Genomic DNA, 17,769 nt, shown 5'->3' with positions numbered 1-17,769 from the left:
TAAGACCTATACGAATTAAATTTTAGGATTGTATCATAAAAGGACTTTTTTTTGAAAACAGCACATAATCATATACTTTTAATAGTATTGCTAGCGGTTCTATCTTCAGTAACTCCCTTAGCAACTGATATGTATCTTCCTTCTATGCTTGATATATCAAAAGATATGGGTGTAGAAATAAATAAAATTGAAGCAACACTAAGTATTTTTTTAATATTTTTTGCAATTGGTCAATTAATAGGTGGAGTATTATCAGATAGAAAAGGAAGAAAGACTATAGCATTATTGGGATTATTTGGCTTTAGTATTTCTAGTTTTGCATTATTCTTTTCTACATCTTTAGAAAGTTTATATTTCTTTCGTGCAACACAAGCTTTTTTTGGTGCAATGTCAACTGTTAATGCAGGAGCTATTGTAAGAGATTTATTTCATGGGAAAGAAGCTGCAAAAACATTTTCAGCAATTGCATCTGTTGGAATGATAGCACCAATGGTTGCACCTGCTTTGGGTTCATTGGTAATATCCTTTTATACTTGGAATTATATTTTTTTATTTTTAGCTTTATATTCAGCTTTAGTAATGATTTTAATATATTTAAAATTACCTCTTACAGGAAGTAAAAGTAATACAAAAATAAAAGTTGCATATAAAAAAGTACTTACACATAAAAAAGCTATGGGATATATTTTGAGTTTATCATTTGCTTTTTCAGGTATGTTTATTTTTATACAAAAGAGCAGTTTTATTTATATGGAATATTTCGAAATATCAAAAGAATTTTTCCCTTTATTTTTTGGCTCAAATGTATTAATGATGATTGTTCTTACAAAAGTTAGTATGAAACTTATTCAAACTTCTAATACAAAAGATATTTTAAAATACGGAATACTTTTACAAGTATTATCAGCGTTTTGTTTAGTGGTTTTTTCTTTTGATGCAAATCTTTATACAATTTTTATTGCAATGATTTTTTATGTAGGTTCATTAGGATTTATATTTGGGAATGCAATGGGATTAGCATTAGACTTTTTCAAAAAGGACACAGGAGTTGCAAACTCTGTAATTGGAGTAACACAATTTGCAATAGCTGGAGTAATTGGATTTATAGCATCATTAGTTCATACAGGAGAATTAAGTGCTATATTTATAATGATGTTAATAACAGCACTTTGTGCTTTATTATCTTTGAGATTATCTAAGTAATATTACTTAGATAATTTATGAAACTTTTTTTGTAGTTGATAAAAATATTGCTGCGATTATCAAAAAAGTTCCAGTAACTCTATTTTGAATTTTCATAGCTTTTGCATCTTTTATTAAAAACTTTAGTTTTGATGCCATTGATGAATAGCCTGTCATTACGATAATATCAATTACACATAATGTAAGACATATTATTCCAAATTGTACCCATAATGATTCATTAGGATTTAAAAACTGTGGAATAAAAGCTACTAAAAAAACTGTAGCTTTTGGATTTGTAAGATTTATTAATGTTGCAGAAATAAAAGCTTTTTTTGCACTATATTGTTTTACTTGTTCCCCATTTTGTGCTAATTCAACTTTTTCAAATATCTTTGATAATCCCATATATACTAAATATAAAACACCAATCCATTTTATTATTGAAAATATTAAAACTGATTTTGCAATAATTGCACCAAGCCCAATGACTACAATAAATGTTTGAATTAGTAAACCAGCTTGTAAACCAAAAATAGCTGCATAAGATTTTTTAAGACCATATTTTATTCCATAATTCATAGAAACAACAGCTCCAGCACCTGGTGAAATTGAAATAGCAATTGTAGCAAGTAATAAAGTTAACCAGATATTTAGTTCCATGAGATTTTCCTAGAAGAGTTTATAATTACGGGATTATAACATAAAAATAATATTGCAAACTAAAGATGTAGAGAGTTATTATTTTTAATCAAATATAAAACTTTCCATTGAAATACTTGAAAGTTGGATCTCATGGTTAAAAGATTTACCTTTTTTATTGAATGCATTTCCAAAAGCTATATACAAGGACATAAAATGCTCACTACTTGGATGATTTTTCAAGAATAACTCTTTTTTTAGAATTGATAATAACTCTTTATCATCCGCATTATTTATAATTTCTACTATCTTTTGGTTAAAGATATAAGCATCTTTATCAACTGCATTATATCTACTAGCTTTTGATAAATTATGTGTTATTCCTCCTGTACAAATTATCATTGCATCATCTTTAAATTCTTTTAAAATTTCACCTAAATTTATTAATTCCTCAGCTGTATATTTTTTAGGAATTGATAATTGAATTATTGGAATATCTAAGTTCTTATACATCATTGAAAGTGTAGTCCATACCCCATGATCATAACTTGTTCTTTGCTTATCAATCTCTATGTTTATAGTATGTTTTTTTAATTCTTCAATTATTTTTAGGCTAATATCCTTATCACTACTTATTTTGTATTTGAATTTGTATAAGTCATCTTCAAACCCATAAAAATCGTACATTAGATCTTTTGTATTAAAGTTAATAATTTTTAAATCATTTGTTTGATAATGGGCAGAAAATATAATTATATATTTAGGTTTTTGTAATGTTAACGCAAACTTCCTAATATTATTTTTTGAATAAGAATTTCCTAAAATAATATTCGGTGCTCCATGTGAAATAAATAGTGTAGGAAACATAGTATCTCTTTTCTAAATTTGAACTTTAGCTAATTATTTAGCTAAAATTCCTTCTAAATCTATTGTTAATTTTACTTTATCACCAACCATAACACCACCTGCTTCTAAAGCTTTATTCCAAGTTACACCATAATCTTTTCTATTTATTTTTCCAGATAATTCTAATCCAACTCTTTGATTTCCCCATGGATCTGTAATTGTTCCATTATTTTCATAATCTAAAGAGATTTTTTTTGTTACTCCATGCATTGTAAATTCACCATAAGCTTTATCATCTTTAACTTCTAAAAGTTTAAATGTAATATTTGGATATTTTTGTGCATCAAAGAAATCTGCTGACTTTAAGTGTGCATCTCTTTTTTCATTTTCAGTATTAATTGAACTAACTTCAATATTACCATTTAAACTTTTTAAAGTTTTAGTTTTTTCATCATAATCAAATGAACCTGTAAAGTTATCAAATTTACCACTTACATTTGAAATCATTAAGTGTTTTACTTTAAACCCAACATTTGAATGACTTTTATCTAAGTTATATGTCCCACCAAAAAGTGCCGCTGCTGTTAATCCTGTTACTAATGCTAATTTTACTAATTTCATTTTAATTCCTTATTTTATACTAATTAGTAGTATATGTTTAATTTTTTTTAATTTTCTTTGTAAACTTTATTTAAAAGTTCATATAAAGTATCTAACTCTTCATCACTTAATATTTTAAAAAAGTCTGTTAAATTATCTGCATGATTTGGAAATACTTCCTCAATAACTTCTATACCTTTTTGAGTAATAGTAAGAATTGATGCTCTATTATCATTTGGATCTTTAATAGAATTAATCCATCCATCTCTTTTAAGATTTCTTACAACTACTGTAATATTTCCAGGTGTACTCATCGTAAGTTTTGTAATTGAAGTAATGTTTAAATCACCTCTATGATAAAGTACTTCAAGTACTTTAAACTGATTAAATGTAAGGTTATGTTTTGATAAATAAGTAACAGTTTTATTATGGTTTTTTAAAGCGACTCTTTCTAATTTAACTAGTGTTTTCATAGATTTATTAGTTCTTGTCCCATAACATTTAACTTTTTTCATATTCATTTTACATCCTTGAAGTGCATTATAGTACTAACTAGTAATAAAAGTCAAATGCTTTCCCGATTTTTTATTACTAACTAGTTATAAATATATATAAAAATACTATTCTATAGGCTTTAGCTAAATTTTGAAATTTACAAAATATTTTTTTCTTTTACTATTGTAAAAATAATAAAAATATATTACAATACAATAAAACTAACCGAACGGTTAGTTAGGATTTAAGATGACAAAGAAAGAACATATATTAAAAGTTGCAGAAGAAGAGTTTTGTAAATATGGTTTTGATGCTGTTAGTATGAATGATTTAGTTAAAAAACTAAATATAAACAAAGCTACGATTTATTATCACTTTAAAGATAAAAAGAACTTATATCAAACAATAATAAAAAATGCCTTGGAAAAATCAAATACCAATATAAAAGCAATATTTGAAGAAAAAGAAGAGCACAAAACTCTTTTAGAAGCTTATATAGAAGCTATAGTAATAACTATAAAAGAAAATCCTAATGTCGTTTCTCTTTCTTTACATGAACTAGCAAATTTTTCTGCAAATATTGATGAAAGTTTTATACCATATATACAAGAGGCTATTAATATTTTAGAAAAAGTTTTGGAAGAACTTAAACTAAAAGAAGAATATAAAAATATGGATATTCATACTTTATTTGCTTTTATTAATGGAACAATACAAACTTTTTATGCGATACAAATGAGTACATTACCTATTGGTGAAAATAAAGAATTAAAACACAATAGCCAAAAGACTTTAAACTATATTTCATATTTTGTATCAAATATTATACTAGATGCAATAGTTAAAAAATAAGGAAAACAATGATATTCAAAACATTACTTATATGTACAATTTCAATGCTTTTATTTACAGCTTGTACAAATGAAGACGAAAAAATAGAAGAAAAACCAAGTGTTAAAACAGTGAAAATATTTGACTTGAAAAATAGTGAAAATTTTGCTAGGTCATTTTCTTATCCAGCTGAAATATACGCCTTTCAAGATGTAACAATGGCCTTTGAAGTAGATGGAAAAATCGTAAAGTTTTATTATAAAGAGGGTGAAAAAGTAAAAAAAGGTTCTGTAATTGCAAAGCTTGACGATACAATATATAAAGCAAATTATAATGCTTCAAGAGCAAACTATAATCAGGCTTATGATGATTATAAAAGATTTGAAAAACTTTTCAAATCAAAAGCAGTTGCCAAAATAGATTTTGAAAAGAAAAGACAAAATCTTCAAGTTACAAGAGCAAAAATGCAAGTTGCAAAAAAGAATCTAGAAGAGACAAAACTAATAGCTGAATTTGATGGAATTATGGCAAAAAAGATGCTTGATGATTTTGCAAGAATTACTGCAAAACAAGCAATTGTAAGACTTCAAGATAATTCATCATATAAGATTAAGTTTTTTGTTCCTGAAAATGATATTCAAATGCTAAAAGGTGAAGTAAGTACAAATCATATTTCATCACTTGTTGATTTTTATGTAACTTTTGCAAATGATAAAAATAAAAAATATAATGCAAAACTTATAGATATTTCAACAACTGCCCAAAAAGTTACAAGAACATTTGAAGCAACGCTACAAATGCAAATTCAAGATGATATGACTATTTTACCAGGAATGACAGCAGAGGTTAAAGCTATTGTAAAACAGCAAGAAAAGAAAAGAGTTTTTATTCCTTATAATTCAGTTTTCACAGATGATTCAAAGAAATCTTTTGTTTGGGCAATAAATGATGAAAATAGAGTATACAAACAAGAACTAAACTTAGGGGAATTATCAGGTGATTCTATAGAAGTTATAAGTGGAATTGATGGTATTTCAAAAATAGTTACTTCAGGACTTAGATTTTTACAGTCAAATGATGAAGTTAAAGAGTATGAGAAAATAGGTCAATAATATGGATATTGCAAAATTTAGTCTAAAAAACAAACTTTTAATTTATGTACTTACAATTCTTAGTATTGCTTATGGTTTAATTGTTTATGACAAAATAGGAAAACTTCAAGATCCTGAATTTACAATCAAAGATGCGCTTATTGTTACAAATTATCCAGGAGCAAGTGCTGTTGAAGTTGAAAAAGAAGTATCTAATAGATTGGAAGAAACACTTCAAACTCTTCCTTATGTAAAAAGAATTATTACAAAGAATAGTTCAGGTCAATCAATAATTCAAGTTAGTATGAAAGACCAATATAAATCAAAAGAGCTTCAACAAATTTGGGATGAACTTAGAAAAAAGATAAATACAACATATCTTCCACCAAGAGTTGGAACTCCTTATATAAATGATGATTTTGGTGATGTTTATGGAATTATGCTAGCTATTTATGGTGATGAATATTCCTATGAAGAGTTAAAAGATTATATAGACTTTTTAAAAAAAGAACTTATATTAGTTGATGGTGTTGGAAAAGTTGCAACATACGGTGAACAACAAAGAGCATTGCTTGTAGAAATAAATAAAGAGAAATTAGCAAAATCAGGAATTAGCAAAGATGCTATTATTCAAGAATTATATTCAAAAAATCTTGTAGCAAATTTTGGGAAAGTTGATGTAGGAACACAATTTGTACGAATAAGTGCAGATGGTTTTAATAGTGTAAAAGAGCTAGAAAATATTGTAATAAAAGGTAATAATAGTACTTCACAAATTTTATTAAAAGATATTGCAAATATTAGACAAACATATCAAGAGCCTTCTTCTGAAATATTAAAATATGATGGTCATAATTCTATTGCACTTGGAATTTCAACACAAAAAGGTGGAAATGTTGTAAAACTTGGAGAGCTAATTGATTCAAAATTAAAAGAATTAGAATATAAAAAGCCCTTAGGTATTGAGATTGGAACAATATCACATCAAGGAAATGATGTATCTTTAGCTATAAATTCATTTATGATAAATCTTATAGAAGCTATTTCTATTGTAATTATTGTTTTACTTTTATTTATGGGTTTACGTTCAGGACTTATTATAGGTTCAGTTTTACTTGTAACTATTACTACAACTTTTATTCTTATGCCTTTATTTGATATTTTATTAGAAAGAGTATCTTTAGGTGCACTTATTATTGCACTTGGAATGCTTGTTGATAATGCAATTGTAGTTGTTGATGGAATTCTTGTACGAATAAATAGAGGGATAGATGCAAAAATAGCTGCCTCGCAAGTTGTAAAACAAACAGCCTTACCACTTTTAGCTGCAACAATTGTTGCTATTTTAGCCTTTGGTGCTATTGGATTATCTGATGATTCAACGGGTGAGTTTACACAATCACTTTTTTATGTAGTACTTATTTCACTTGGTCTTTCGTGGATTATAGCTATGACTTTAACTCCTCTTTTAGCAGTACAGTTTTTAAAAGCTTCAAAAGTAAAAGAGAATAGTAAAAATGAAGAAGCATCAGAAGAATACGATTCATTTATATACAGAAGTTATGGTGTAGTTTTGAAATTCGCTTTAAATTATAGATATTTAGTAGTATTACTAGCAATAGTTGTTTTTATAACATCAATAATGAGTTTTAAATATGTAAAACAAAGTTTCTTTCCAAATTCTTCTAGACCTCAAATAACAGTTGATTATTTTTTACCACAGGCTAGTTCTATAAAAACTACGTCTGCTTATATGGATAGATTAAATAAAGAAGTTTCAAAAGTAAAAGGAGTAGATCATATTTCAACTTTTATAGGGAGTGGAAGTTTAAGATTTATTCTTACTTATAATCCTGAAAAACCAAATTCAGCCTTTGCTCAAATGTTGATTGATGTAGGAGATTATGAGCAGCCAAATAGAATTATAAAAGAAATAGAAACCCTAGCAAAAAATATCTATCCAGATTTAAATGTATATGGTAAAAAGTTTATTTTAGGACCAAGTGATGGTGGACAAGTTCAAGCTAAGATATTTGGAAAAGATTTAGATAAATTAAGACAGTACGAGCAAAAAGTTTATAAAATAATAGCTTCTTCACCTTATTCAAAAGCTATAAAAAGTGATTGGCAAAATAGGGTGAAGGTTTTAAAACCTATTATTTCATATGAAAAAGCGAACTTAAATGGTATTTCAAAAGACTCTATTGCACAAGCTATTTTGGATACATTCCAAGGAAGAACAATAGGTGTTTATAGAGATGGAAAAGAGTTATTACCAATTATTATAAGAGCAGAACAAAGACAGAGAGAAGATATAAAAAATATTGGAAATATTCAAATCTTTTCACCAATGGCAAATAAAATGATTCCTCTAAAACAGTTGATTTCAGGATATGAAACAGTTTTTGAAGATGATATTATCTATGAATATAATAGAAAAAGAGCTATTACAATTCACGCAGATCCAGTTGAAGGAAAATTAGCAAACGATTTATTATTAGATATAAAAGAAAAAGTTGAGAGTATAGATTTTGAAGATGGTTATTATCTACAATGGCATGGAGAGTATAAAAACTCAAAAGATGCAAAAGAGCCAATTATTGCATCTTTACCACTATTTATTGTTGTAATGGCTTTAATCATTATAGGACTATTTAGATCATTGAAAAAAACTTTGATTATATGGCTTACTGTTCCTTTTTCATTAATTGGTGTTGTAATTGGGTTACTTGTAATGGATTTACCTTTTGGTTTTGCATCTCTTCTAGGATTTTTAAGTTTATCAGGAATGTTAATAAAAAATGCAATTGTTTTAATTGATGAAATAACATTAGAAAATGAAGAGAATAATATACCTTTAAACAAAGCAATTTATATATCAGGATTAAATAGATTAAGAGCAGTTGCAATGGCAGCACTTACAACTGCACTTGGAATGATTCCTTTAGTTTTTGATCCATTCTTTGCATCAATGGCAGTTGTAATTATATTTGGACTTATGGTTGCAACTTTTTTAACAATGATATTAGTTCCAGTATTTTATGCAATATTTTTTAAAGCGGAAAAATTAAAATGAGAGAGTTAAAATGAAAGATTTATTAAAAAAACTATGGGTTCAAGTAATTATTGGAATGTTTTTAGGAGTTATAGTTGGATTACTTTTATCTCCTACAGCCTTTGCCTTAATTCCTAAAGATATTGCCTTAGGTATTGCTCCTTGGGTGGCTTTAGTTGGTAATGTTTTTTTGGCTTTAATTCAAATGATTGTAATTCCACTTATTATGAGTTCAATTATATTAGGAATTACAAGTGCTGATGATACTCAAACATTAAAGCAATTAGGACTTAAAATAGCACCTTATTTTATTTTTACAACAATTGTTGCAGTTACTATTGGAATTTTTATTACTTATCTTATTCATCCAGGAACTTATGTATCAGCAGATATTGTAAATCAAATTTCAAGTACGCAAATTGTTTTAAAAGAAGCTACTGCATTAAAAGATATTTCTATTCCAGATATGATAGTAGATTTAATTCCTGTAAATAGTGTAAAAGAAAGACTTGATGGAAATATTTTAGCCTTTGTAATATTATCAATTTTTGTAGGTGTTGCTTTAATGAGTATGAAAGAAGAAGATGCAAAACCTTTAAAAGATTTGGCAAAATCTTTACAAGCTTTTTCTTTAACAGTTGTTTGTTGGGCTATGATGTTAGCACCTTATGCAGTATTTGGGTTATTATGTAATATTACTATTAAAATTGGTTTTGATGCAATTTCTTCTATGTCTATGTATGTATTTACAGTTCTTTTAGGACTTGGAATACTTCTTTGTTTTTATTTAATAATTGTGTATTTTACTTCAAAAATAAAACCTTTTGACTTTTTACGAAGAATTAGAGAAGTTCAGCTTATGGCTTTTTCAACTTCTTCTTCAGCTGCTGTTATGCCTTTATCAATGAAAACTGCAGAAGATGAGCTTAATGTTCCAATATCAATATCAAAATTTGTAATACCTTTGGGAGCTACTATTAATATGGATGGAACAGCTCTTTATCAAGTGTGTGCAGCAATATTCCTAACACAACTTTTTGGAATAGATTTAGATTTAATAGATGTTATTATATTAGCAATTACAACAGTGGGTGCATCAATTGGAGCTCCTAGTACACCTGGAGTTGGGATTGTAATACTTGCGACAATTCTCCAAGGTTTAGGGGTTCCAGTAGAAGGTGTTGCACTTATTTTAGGAGTTGATAGAATTTTAGATATGTGTAGAACAACTATAAATGTTACGGGAGATTTAACAGCTACTCTTGTTATGAAAAAGTTTGTTTCTATATCTAGTAGTTCACAAGAAATTGCAAAAAAAATAAGAGGTGAGAAATAAAACCTTAACCTCTTCATAATAAAACCTTAGATAAAATAATACGATTTGCTATAAAGAAAGAAATTAAGGAAACTAATATGTTATTAACTCCAGGACCTACTCCTGTACCAGAATTCGTAAGAAAGGCAATGGCTGATATTACAATTCATCATAGAACTCCAGAGTTCGAAGCTATTTTTGCTCAAACGAGAGAGTTATTATTTGAACTATATGAAATGGATGAGGTTATAATGCTTGCATCTAGTGGTTCAGGGGCAATGGAAGCTTGTATTACAAATTTAACACATAAAAAAGCACTTACTATTAATTCAGGTAAGTTTGGTGAAAGATTTGGAAAGATTTGTAATGCATTTGATATTGAATTCACTGAAATTAAGAATGAATGGAATAAAGCTGTAAGCGTAGAAGAAGTACTTTATGCCTTAGAACAAGATAGTAGTATAGATGCGATATTCATTCAAATTTGTGAAAGTGCTGGAGGATTAAGACATCCAGTTGAAGAAATTGCACAAGCAGTTAAGAAATTAGATAGAGACATTATGATTGTTGCAGATGGTATTACAGCAATTGGTGTTGAAAAAATTGATACGACAAACTTGGATGCAGTAATTACAGGAAGTCAAAAAGCTTTAATGCTTCCACCAGGACTTGCAATAATAGGTTTATCAAATGATGCTGTGGCAAAAATTGAAAAGAAATCTAGAGGTTTTTATTTTAATTTAGCAACTGAAATTAAGCAACAAAGAAAAAATACAACAGCATGGACAGCTGCAACTACATTAATTATTGGTTTACGAGAGATTTTATCAAGTATCAAGAATAATGGTGGTTTCGATGCACTCTATGCAAATACTGCATTAAGAGCAAAATCTTCAAGAGAAGCTTTAAAAGCAATAGGTTGTAAAATTTATCCAACAACTCCTGCTGATGCTATGACAACTGTTTATACTGAACATGCACCTGCTATTAGAAAAATATTAAAAACAAAATATGGTGTTAATATAGCTGGTGGTCAAGATCATATAAAATCATTGATTTTTAGAATTAATCATATGGGGTTAGTAGAAGATAATGAAGCTGCATGGGTTTTAAATACAATTGAATTGGCACTTGATGAGTTAAATATTAGAGAATTTGACGGAACTGCAAATAAAGTATTTTCTACAAATATGTTTAAAGGAAATTAGAATAAATGGTATTTGAACATGAAATTCCTAAAGGAAGTAGATTATATTTTGGAAAATCTGCAAGAGCAAAAAGAGCTTTAGAAAATAAAGTATGTGAAATTTTAGAAGCAAGAGATTTTGAAGAAATAGTTACTCCTAATTTTTCATATTCACAGCATCAATCAATTGAAAATCAAAGAAAATTGATTAAATTTTCTGATGAAATAAATGAACAAGTTTCATTAAGAGCTGATTCAACATTAGATGTTGTTAGAATTATCTCAAAAAGATTAGGTCGAGCAACAGATAATAAAAAATGGTTTTATGTTCAACCTGTTTTTTCATATCCTTCTAATGAAGAATATCAAATTGGATGTGAGTGGATTGGACATGATAATATAGCTGATATTATGAACTTAACTACAGATATATTAAAAGCATTAGAGGTTGAGCCAATTTTACAAATATCAAATATCAATATTCCAAAGCTAATAGCAAGTGAACTAAATATTGATATTAATATATTGAAAAATGGTGAAATGGCATCGTTATTTAAACTTAAATGTGATTGGTTAGATAAATTAATAAAAGTTAAGAGCATTGAAGACTTACAGAATATTGTTAATATAGTTCCAACTTCTATTAAAAAAGAAGTAGAAAAGTTATTAACTAGAGCTAAAGAAGTTAACTATTCGAATATGATTATTGCACCATTATATTATGGTTCATTAAAATACTATAATGGTATTTATTATAGAGTAATTAGTGATAATTTAACAGTGTGTAAAGGTGGTATGTATTCAAGTGAGGGTTCATGTTCATTAGGTTTTGCACTTTATACAGATAGTTTATTAAAAATTTTAGAGGATTAATATGAGTAAGGCAGATTTAATTGTAGGAATACAATGGGGTGACGAAGGTAAAGGTAAGATGGTTGATATGCTTGCCCAAAATTATGATATGGTTTGTAGAAGTCAAGGTGGTCACAATGCTGGTCACACAATCTGGGTTGATGGAGTACGATATGCTCTACATTTAATTCCTTCTGGAGTTTTAAATCCAAAAGCTATTAATATTATTGGAAATGGAGTTGTTCTATCTCCTAAATCAATTATTGAAGAAATGGAACAATTTGAAGGTTTAGAGGGTAGATTATTTATTTCAGATAAAGCTCACTTAAACTTACCATACCATGCTTTAATAGACCAAGCAAAAGAAAGACTAAAAGGTGATAAAGCTATTGGTACAACTGGAAAAGGAATTGGACCTGCATATGCTGAGAAAATTTCTAGAACTGGTTTTAGAGTAGGGGAATTATTAAATCCTTCAAAATTAACAACTGGAATTTTAGAATATTTCAAACAAAATAAAGCAATTTTTGATGTATTAGAAATTTCTACTCCTAATGAAGCTCAATTATTAGAAGAGTTAACGAATTATAAAGAACATTTAGAGCCATTTATTGCAAATACTACAAATATGGTTTGGGATGCAATTGATTCAGATAAAAAAATTCTTTTAGAAGGTGCACAAGGTACATTACTTGATATTGATCATGGTACTTATCCTTATGTGACTTCTTCATCTTGTGTTAGTGCTGGTGCTTGTACTGGTTTAGGAATTAGTCCAAAAGATATTGGTATTGTAACTGGTATTGTAAAAGCATATACTACAAGAGTTGGAAATGGTCCTTTCCCTTCAGAAGATTTTACTCCTGAAGGTCAAAAAATTGCTGATATTGGTAAAGAAGTTGGAGTTACAACAGGACGTGGAAGAAGATGTGGATGGTTTGATGCAATTGCAGTTAAGCACGCAGCTAGACTTAATGGTTGTGACCAATTATCATTAATGAAATTAGATGTTCTTGATGGATTCCCTAAAATTAAAATATGTGTAGCATATGATTTAGATGGAAAAAGAATTGATTATATGCCATCTGATTTAGAAAATGTTAAACCAATTTATGAAGAATTTGATGGATGGGATACATTAGCAGGTGCTAGAGATTATGATTCACTACCTGTAAATGCAAAAAAATATATAGAAAAAATCGAAGAAGTAACATCTGTAAAAGTAGGAATTGTTTCGACTTCACCAGAGCGAGCTGATACAATTATAAGGGGCTAAAATCATGAGAATGAAAACACACCATACACCATATATTTCAAGAAGAATCACAAGGGATTTATTAACTTGTGAATTTGTTGAAATTAGAAAAGAAAAGAATAGTATTGAAGCTCAAATTGAGAGAATCTTAGATGAAGATATCAATAAAGAATATGATTTAGATGAAAAAGTTGATGATATTCTTGACGAACAAGAAGAAGAAATAGAATTTCATCATGCAGATAGAAGACAGTTATTTTGGATGACTAAAAAAAGATTAGCAAATGATTTTGGTGTAATTTTGAATAATGAAGATAGATTTTCTGATATTGCACATCAAATTTTAGATTATTTATGGGATGAAGATTATATCCATTATACATGTTCTGATAATAAAATTAAGAATGTAATCTTTACTTCAATTGATGAATTTATGAAAGGTTTTGAAGAAGCAGATTCTGATGTTTTAGCTAAAATTAAAACATATAAAAGAAAACTAATTCCAGGAACTGAAGATTATGATACGGTTTATCATAGATTATACGAAGAAGAATTAATAAAAAGGGGATTGATATAATATGCAAAAAGTATGGATATATTTAGAAAATGGAACATTTTTAGAAGCAAAATCATTTGGAGCATCAGGTACATCTGTTGGTGAGATAGTTTTTAATACATCATTAACTGGATATCAAGAAATTATTTCAGATCCATCATATGCTGGACAATTTATTACTTTTACGATGCCTGAAATTGGAAATGTTGGAGTAAATGCAAATGATATGGAAAGCAAGACTTGTCACTGTAAAGGTGTATTAGTTAGAAATTATCATAATGAATATTCTAATTATAGAGCTGAGGGTGATTTAGATTCTTTATTAAAAGAACATAATGTTTTAGGTATTTGTGATATTGATACTAGATATTTAACTAAGATGTTAAGAGATGAAGGTTCTATGATGATGATAGCATCAACAGAAATTTCTTCTAAAGAAGAATTAGCTAAACAATTAGCATCAAGTCCAAGAATTGAAGATATTAATTACATTGAACAAGTATCTACAAAAGAAGCTTATGTACATAAATTTGGAGCTTGGGATCATCAAAAATTAGCATACAATAAAGCAGTGATGAGCGATAAAAAAATTGTTGTTGTTGATTTTGGTGTTAAAAGAAATATACTAAATGAATTAGTACAATCAGGTCTTGAGGTTGAAGTAATACCTTCTTCTTTTAAAGCAGAAGATTTAATTGCTAGATTTGAAAAGAATGATATTGGTGGTATTTTTCTTTCAAATGGTCCAGGGGATCCATTAACTCTTACTGAAGAGAAGAAAGAAGTTCAAAAATTAATTAATGCAAATATCCCTATGTTTGCAATTTGTTTAGGACATCAAATGTTATCAATTGCACATGGTTTTGATACATATAAATTAAAATTTGGACAACATGGTGGAAATCATCCAGTTGCTAATCCTGATAATATAGTTGAAATAACTGCTCAAAATCATAATTATAATGTTCCTGATAATATTATAGAAATAGCAGAAATAACACACCAAAATTTATTTGATAATACAATAGAAGGTGTAAAATATAAAAACAAAGATATTTTTTCAGTGCAACATCATCCAGAAGCTAGTCCTGGTCCGCATGAGTCGAAATATATCTTCAACGAATTCGCAAAGATTGTAAAATAAGTCATCTTATTTTCGCAATCTCTGCGTTAAAAGTTTAAATTCATTCGTTACGTACTTGATGTACGCTCCTCTTGAATTTAAACTTTTGCCTTGACCTTACAAAAATCGATAACTTCTTTTTCAATCTTTTTGTAAGTTAGTTATTTAGATATAAAAAAGGGAAAGAGTTTTTACTCTTTCCCTTTTTTCTGTTTATTTAAGGTGTTAAATACTTATTTATAAAACAAACATCTTTAAAACTTCATATGTTCCAGCTGTTGCAACTCCTGCTGCTATTCCTGCAACTATGTCATCGCCCATTACTCCCCATCCACCTTTTACTTCTCTATCAATTCTTCCAATAATTGATGGTTTCCAGATGTCAAATAGTCTAAAGTATAAAAATGCTATCGGTGCTAGGATTATCATATTTTCTGATGTTATTCCACATATTGATATTGCTATCCACATTCCTGCTAATTCATCTATTACTATTTCTTTTCCATCGTGAACGCCAACTTCATCTTCATAGATATCAATTTGTTTTACAGCAAGTACTGTTATTAAAATTGCTAGCATAAAAATAGTTGAAACATGTAAAAATGGTATTAACGGTAATATTAATAGCAATGATACAAATGAACCTACTGTTCCTGGTGCTTTAGGACTTAAACCACTAAAACCTACTGTTAAAAAAAATTTTCTTAAATTCAAAATTAATCCTTATTTTTTCTTTTCAATACCAAGTTTTTTTCTTTTTTCCCAAAGAGATTTTCTAGAAATCCCTAATTTTTTAGAAAGTTCAGTATCTGGGTATTTTGATTGATATGATAAAACCATTAGTTTTACATAATCATTTATTGTCATAATATTGGTATTACTCATTAGCAAGTTTCCATCATTAAACTCTACTTTTCTGTATGGAAAATCATCTTCTGTTTCTAAGGAAGAAATAATACAATCTTTTTCTTCTATTAATTTTATTAAGTTTTCTTTTGCACTTCTTTTTAATGAATGATAATCTGTTAGATATATAATACATTTTTTATCAATTGCATTTAATTTTTTTTGCCAAGAAGAAGAACCTAGAGAAATAAAAGTGATAGGTTTATCTAATTTTCTTGATAATTCAAATACTAATTTATCAGCACATTTTTGTGAATTTGATTCTATTAATGATGGGAATGATGGAGGTAAAAGAACAGGTGATGTATCAATATCTTCCATCATAAAATCAACATATTCTCTTAATGTTTGAAGTTCTCTTCTAATTGATCGACACTCTTTGTAATGATAAATTTTTCGTACAAGTTCATCCATAATAAATGGTTTCATAATATAATCTTTAGCACCATCTTTAATTGGATTAGTAACAGTTTCATCTGATATATATGAAACTAGTAAAAGAATAATTGCATTATTATTATATTTTTTAATTATATTTTTACATAAAGCAGAAGGTAAAGAAGTGGATAATAAAACGATATCATAATCTTTTGAAAGATTATCAATATTAGGTGATTCAATATAATCACAACTATGTCCATCATCAAGTAATCTTGAAACTACTTTTTGTGCTAAGTAAATTTCATTTTCTATTATTAGTATATTCATTTTTTTGTCCAATTATAATATTTTAAAGTAGCTATACTTTGTACTGCAACACCCTCAGATCTACCAATGAAACCCATCTTTTCTGCTGTTGTTGCTTTTATGTTTACAAACTGTTTTTCAATCCCTAATAACTTAGCAATTGAATTTTTTATTTCATTTTTATGGGGATTTATTTTTGGTTTTTGTGCAATTATTGTTAAATCAATATTTACTATTTCATAGCCAACATTATAAATAAATTCAATAATTGTTTTTAGTAAAAATTTTGAATCAATACCTTTGTATTGTTCATCTGTATCTGGAAAAAATTCGCCAATATCACCAGCTCCACTAGCTCCAAGTAGTGCATCAATAACAGAATGAATTAAAACATCTCCATCGCTATGTGCTTTAAAACCATAGTTGCTTGGAAGTTTAATTCCACCTAAAAACATCTCTTTATTATCTTCAAATTGGTGTATATCAAAACCAGTTCCTGTAAAAAAGTTATTACTAGGAGCTTTTAGACAAGATAAACTACTCAGTTCATCACCAAATGTTAGTTTTTTGCTTTCTAAACTTCCTTGGATATATTTAATTGTTCCATTATTTGCTTTTATAGCAGAGCTATCATCAGTATATTCAATTTTTGTATCTAGTGATTCTTTTAATATTGTAGTATTTGAAAGTTGTGGTGTTTGTATTAATTTTACATCATCTCTATTTATTGTATTTTCTTCATAAATAACTGTATCAGAAACATTTAAAACAGGCACAATGCAATCAGCATTATTTCTATTTTCTAGAAGTTCTATAATTACCCTTTTGGGAATACAAGATCTTGCAACATCTGAAATCATAACATGTGAAGTTTCTACTTCTTGTAAAGAATTTAAGATTGATTCTTGTCTTGTCTCTCCACCAGCTACAAAGCAGAAATTATCAGAAAAGTTTTTCATATAATTGAGTTCATTTTTATGAGAAGTTATAATTATTTTGTTAAAGTTTGCATAAGATGCTAGTTTTTTAGAAACATTAAGCCATAAAGGCTCATTATCAATTCTTAACCATTGTTTTTTTGTTTTATGCTCGAATCTTGTAGAATTCCCAGCACACAATACTATTAAAGTCACATCTAGCACATACA

Annotated in this window: 17 protein-coding genes; 10 read left to right on the top strand and 7 right to left on the bottom strand. The window is 27.8% G+C overall.

What is annotated here, in order from left to right:
* Positions 1-51: 51 nt before the first annotated feature.
* Positions 52-1,203 (top strand): multidrug effflux MFS transporter, encoded by a 1,152-nt coding sequence (locus D9T19_RS07855; RefSeq protein ID WP_121627676.1) that lies wholly within the window; start codon positions 52-54, stop codon positions 1,201-1,203.
* A gap of 15 nt (positions 1,204-1,218) precedes the next feature.
* Here D9T19_RS07855 and D9T19_RS07850 read toward each other — a convergent pair whose 3' ends face one another.
* The 4 genes from D9T19_RS07850 to D9T19_RS07835 form a co-directional block, all read right to left on the bottom strand.
* Positions 1,219-1,845 (bottom strand): LysE family transporter, encoded by a 627-nt coding sequence (locus D9T19_RS07850; RefSeq protein WP_121627675.1) that lies wholly within the window; start codon positions 1,843-1,845, stop codon positions 1,219-1,221.
* A gap of 84 nt (positions 1,846-1,929) precedes the next feature.
* The gene (locus D9T19_RS07845) at positions 1,930-2,691 is read right to left on the bottom strand and encodes a DODA-type extradiol aromatic ring-opening family dioxygenase (RefSeq protein WP_121627674.1); all 762 of its coding nucleotides are present in this window, start codon (positions 2,689-2,691) and stop codon (positions 1,930-1,932) included.
* A gap of 33 nt (positions 2,692-2,724) precedes the next feature.
* A complete protein-coding gene (locus D9T19_RS07840; RefSeq protein WP_121627673.1) occupies positions 2,725-3,291 on the bottom strand; it encodes a YceI family protein in 567 nt (188 codons plus the stop codon).
* A 47-nt stretch (positions 3,292-3,338) separates the two neighbouring features.
* Positions 3,339-3,791 carry a MarR family winged helix-turn-helix transcriptional regulator gene (locus tag D9T19_RS07835; protein WP_121627672.1) on the bottom strand — a complete coding sequence of 151 codons (453 nt, stop codon included), beginning with the start codon at positions 3,789-3,791 and terminating at the stop codon, positions 3,339-3,341.
* 223 nt (positions 3,792-4,014) lie between these two features.
* On the opposite strand from D9T19_RS07835, the gene D9T19_RS07830 reads away from it, so the two are divergent.
* From D9T19_RS07830 to carA, 9 genes are all read left to right on the top strand, one after another.
* On the top strand, positions 4,015-4,617 hold the full coding sequence (locus D9T19_RS07830) for a TetR/AcrR family transcriptional regulator (protein WP_121627671.1): 603 nt from the start codon (positions 4,015-4,017) through the stop codon (positions 4,615-4,617).
* A gap of 8 nt (positions 4,618-4,625) precedes the next feature.
* Positions 4,626-5,708 carry an efflux RND transporter periplasmic adaptor subunit gene (locus D9T19_RS07825; RefSeq protein WP_121627670.1) on the top strand — a complete coding sequence of 361 codons (1,083 nt, stop codon included), beginning with the start codon at positions 4,626-4,628 and terminating at the stop codon, positions 5,706-5,708.
* Between the two features lies 1 nt (position 5,709).
* Positions 5,710-8,763: an efflux RND transporter permease subunit gene (locus D9T19_RS07820; protein WP_121627669.1), complete on the top strand. Its 3,054-nt coding sequence runs from the start codon at positions 5,710-5,712 to the stop codon at positions 8,761-8,763.
* 10 nt (positions 8,764-8,773) lie between these two features.
* Positions 8,774-10,078 (top strand): dicarboxylate/amino acid:cation symporter, encoded by a 1,305-nt coding sequence (locus D9T19_RS07815; protein ID WP_121627668.1) that lies wholly within the window; start codon positions 8,774-8,776, stop codon positions 10,076-10,078.
* Between the two features lie 77 nt (positions 10,079-10,155).
* Entirely contained in the window at positions 10,156-11,265 is a 1,110-nt protein-coding gene (locus D9T19_RS07810) for a pyridoxal-phosphate-dependent aminotransferase family protein (protein WP_121627667.1), read from the top strand.
* A gap of 5 nt (positions 11,266-11,270) precedes the next feature.
* Positions 11,271-12,116 carry an ATP phosphoribosyltransferase regulatory subunit gene (locus D9T19_RS07805; protein WP_121627666.1) on the top strand — a complete coding sequence of 282 codons (846 nt, stop codon included), beginning with the start codon at positions 11,271-11,273 and terminating at the stop codon, positions 12,114-12,116.
* Position 12,117: 1 nt separating this feature from the next.
* The gene (locus D9T19_RS07800) at positions 12,118-13,371 is read left to right on the top strand and encodes an adenylosuccinate synthase (protein ID WP_121627665.1); all 1,254 of its coding nucleotides are present in this window, start codon (positions 12,118-12,120) and stop codon (positions 13,369-13,371) included.
* 4 nt (positions 13,372-13,375) lie between these two features.
* The gene (locus D9T19_RS07795) at positions 13,376-13,927 is read left to right on the top strand and encodes a DUF507 family protein (RefSeq protein WP_121627664.1); all 552 of its coding nucleotides are present in this window, start codon (positions 13,376-13,378) and stop codon (positions 13,925-13,927) included.
* A gap of 1 nt (position 13,928) precedes the next feature.
* Positions 13,929-15,050 (top strand): glutamine-hydrolyzing carbamoyl-phosphate synthase small subunit, encoded by a 1,122-nt coding sequence (gene carA / locus D9T19_RS07790; RefSeq protein WP_121627663.1) that lies wholly within the window; start codon positions 13,929-13,931, stop codon positions 15,048-15,050.
* Positions 15,051-15,266: 216 nt separating this feature from the next.
* On the opposite strand, the gene D9T19_RS07785 is transcribed toward carA, so the two are convergent.
* Genes D9T19_RS07785 through D9T19_RS07775 form a run of 3 tightly spaced genes read right to left on the bottom strand, consistent with a single transcriptional unit; the run spans position 15,267 to position 17,764 of the window.
* Positions 15,267-15,743 (bottom strand): phosphatidylglycerophosphatase A family protein, encoded by a 477-nt coding sequence (locus tag D9T19_RS07785; RefSeq protein WP_121627662.1) that lies wholly within the window; start codon positions 15,741-15,743, stop codon positions 15,267-15,269.
* Between the two features lie 9 nt (positions 15,744-15,752).
* Positions 15,753-16,643 (bottom strand): DNA-binding transcriptional response regulator, encoded by an 891-nt coding sequence (locus D9T19_RS07780; RefSeq protein WP_121627661.1) that lies wholly within the window; start codon positions 16,641-16,643, stop codon positions 15,753-15,755.
* A complete protein-coding gene (locus D9T19_RS07775; RefSeq protein ID WP_121627660.1) occupies positions 16,640-17,764 on the bottom strand; it encodes a bifunctional 2-C-methyl-D-erythritol 4-phosphate cytidylyltransferase/2-C-methyl-D-erythritol 2,4-cyclodiphosphate synthase in 1,125 nt (374 codons plus the stop codon). The genes D9T19_RS07780 and D9T19_RS07775 overlap by 4 nt, the downstream gene beginning before the upstream one ends.
* Positions 17,765-17,769 lie beyond the last annotated feature (5 nt).

This window comes from Poseidonibacter antarcticus, assembly GCF_003667345.1.
Lineage (GTDB): Bacteria > Campylobacterota > Campylobacteria > Campylobacterales > Arcobacteraceae > Poseidonibacter > Poseidonibacter antarcticus.
Note: the sequence above shows the minus strand (reverse complement) of the source record. Positions and strands in the feature narration are given on the sequence as shown.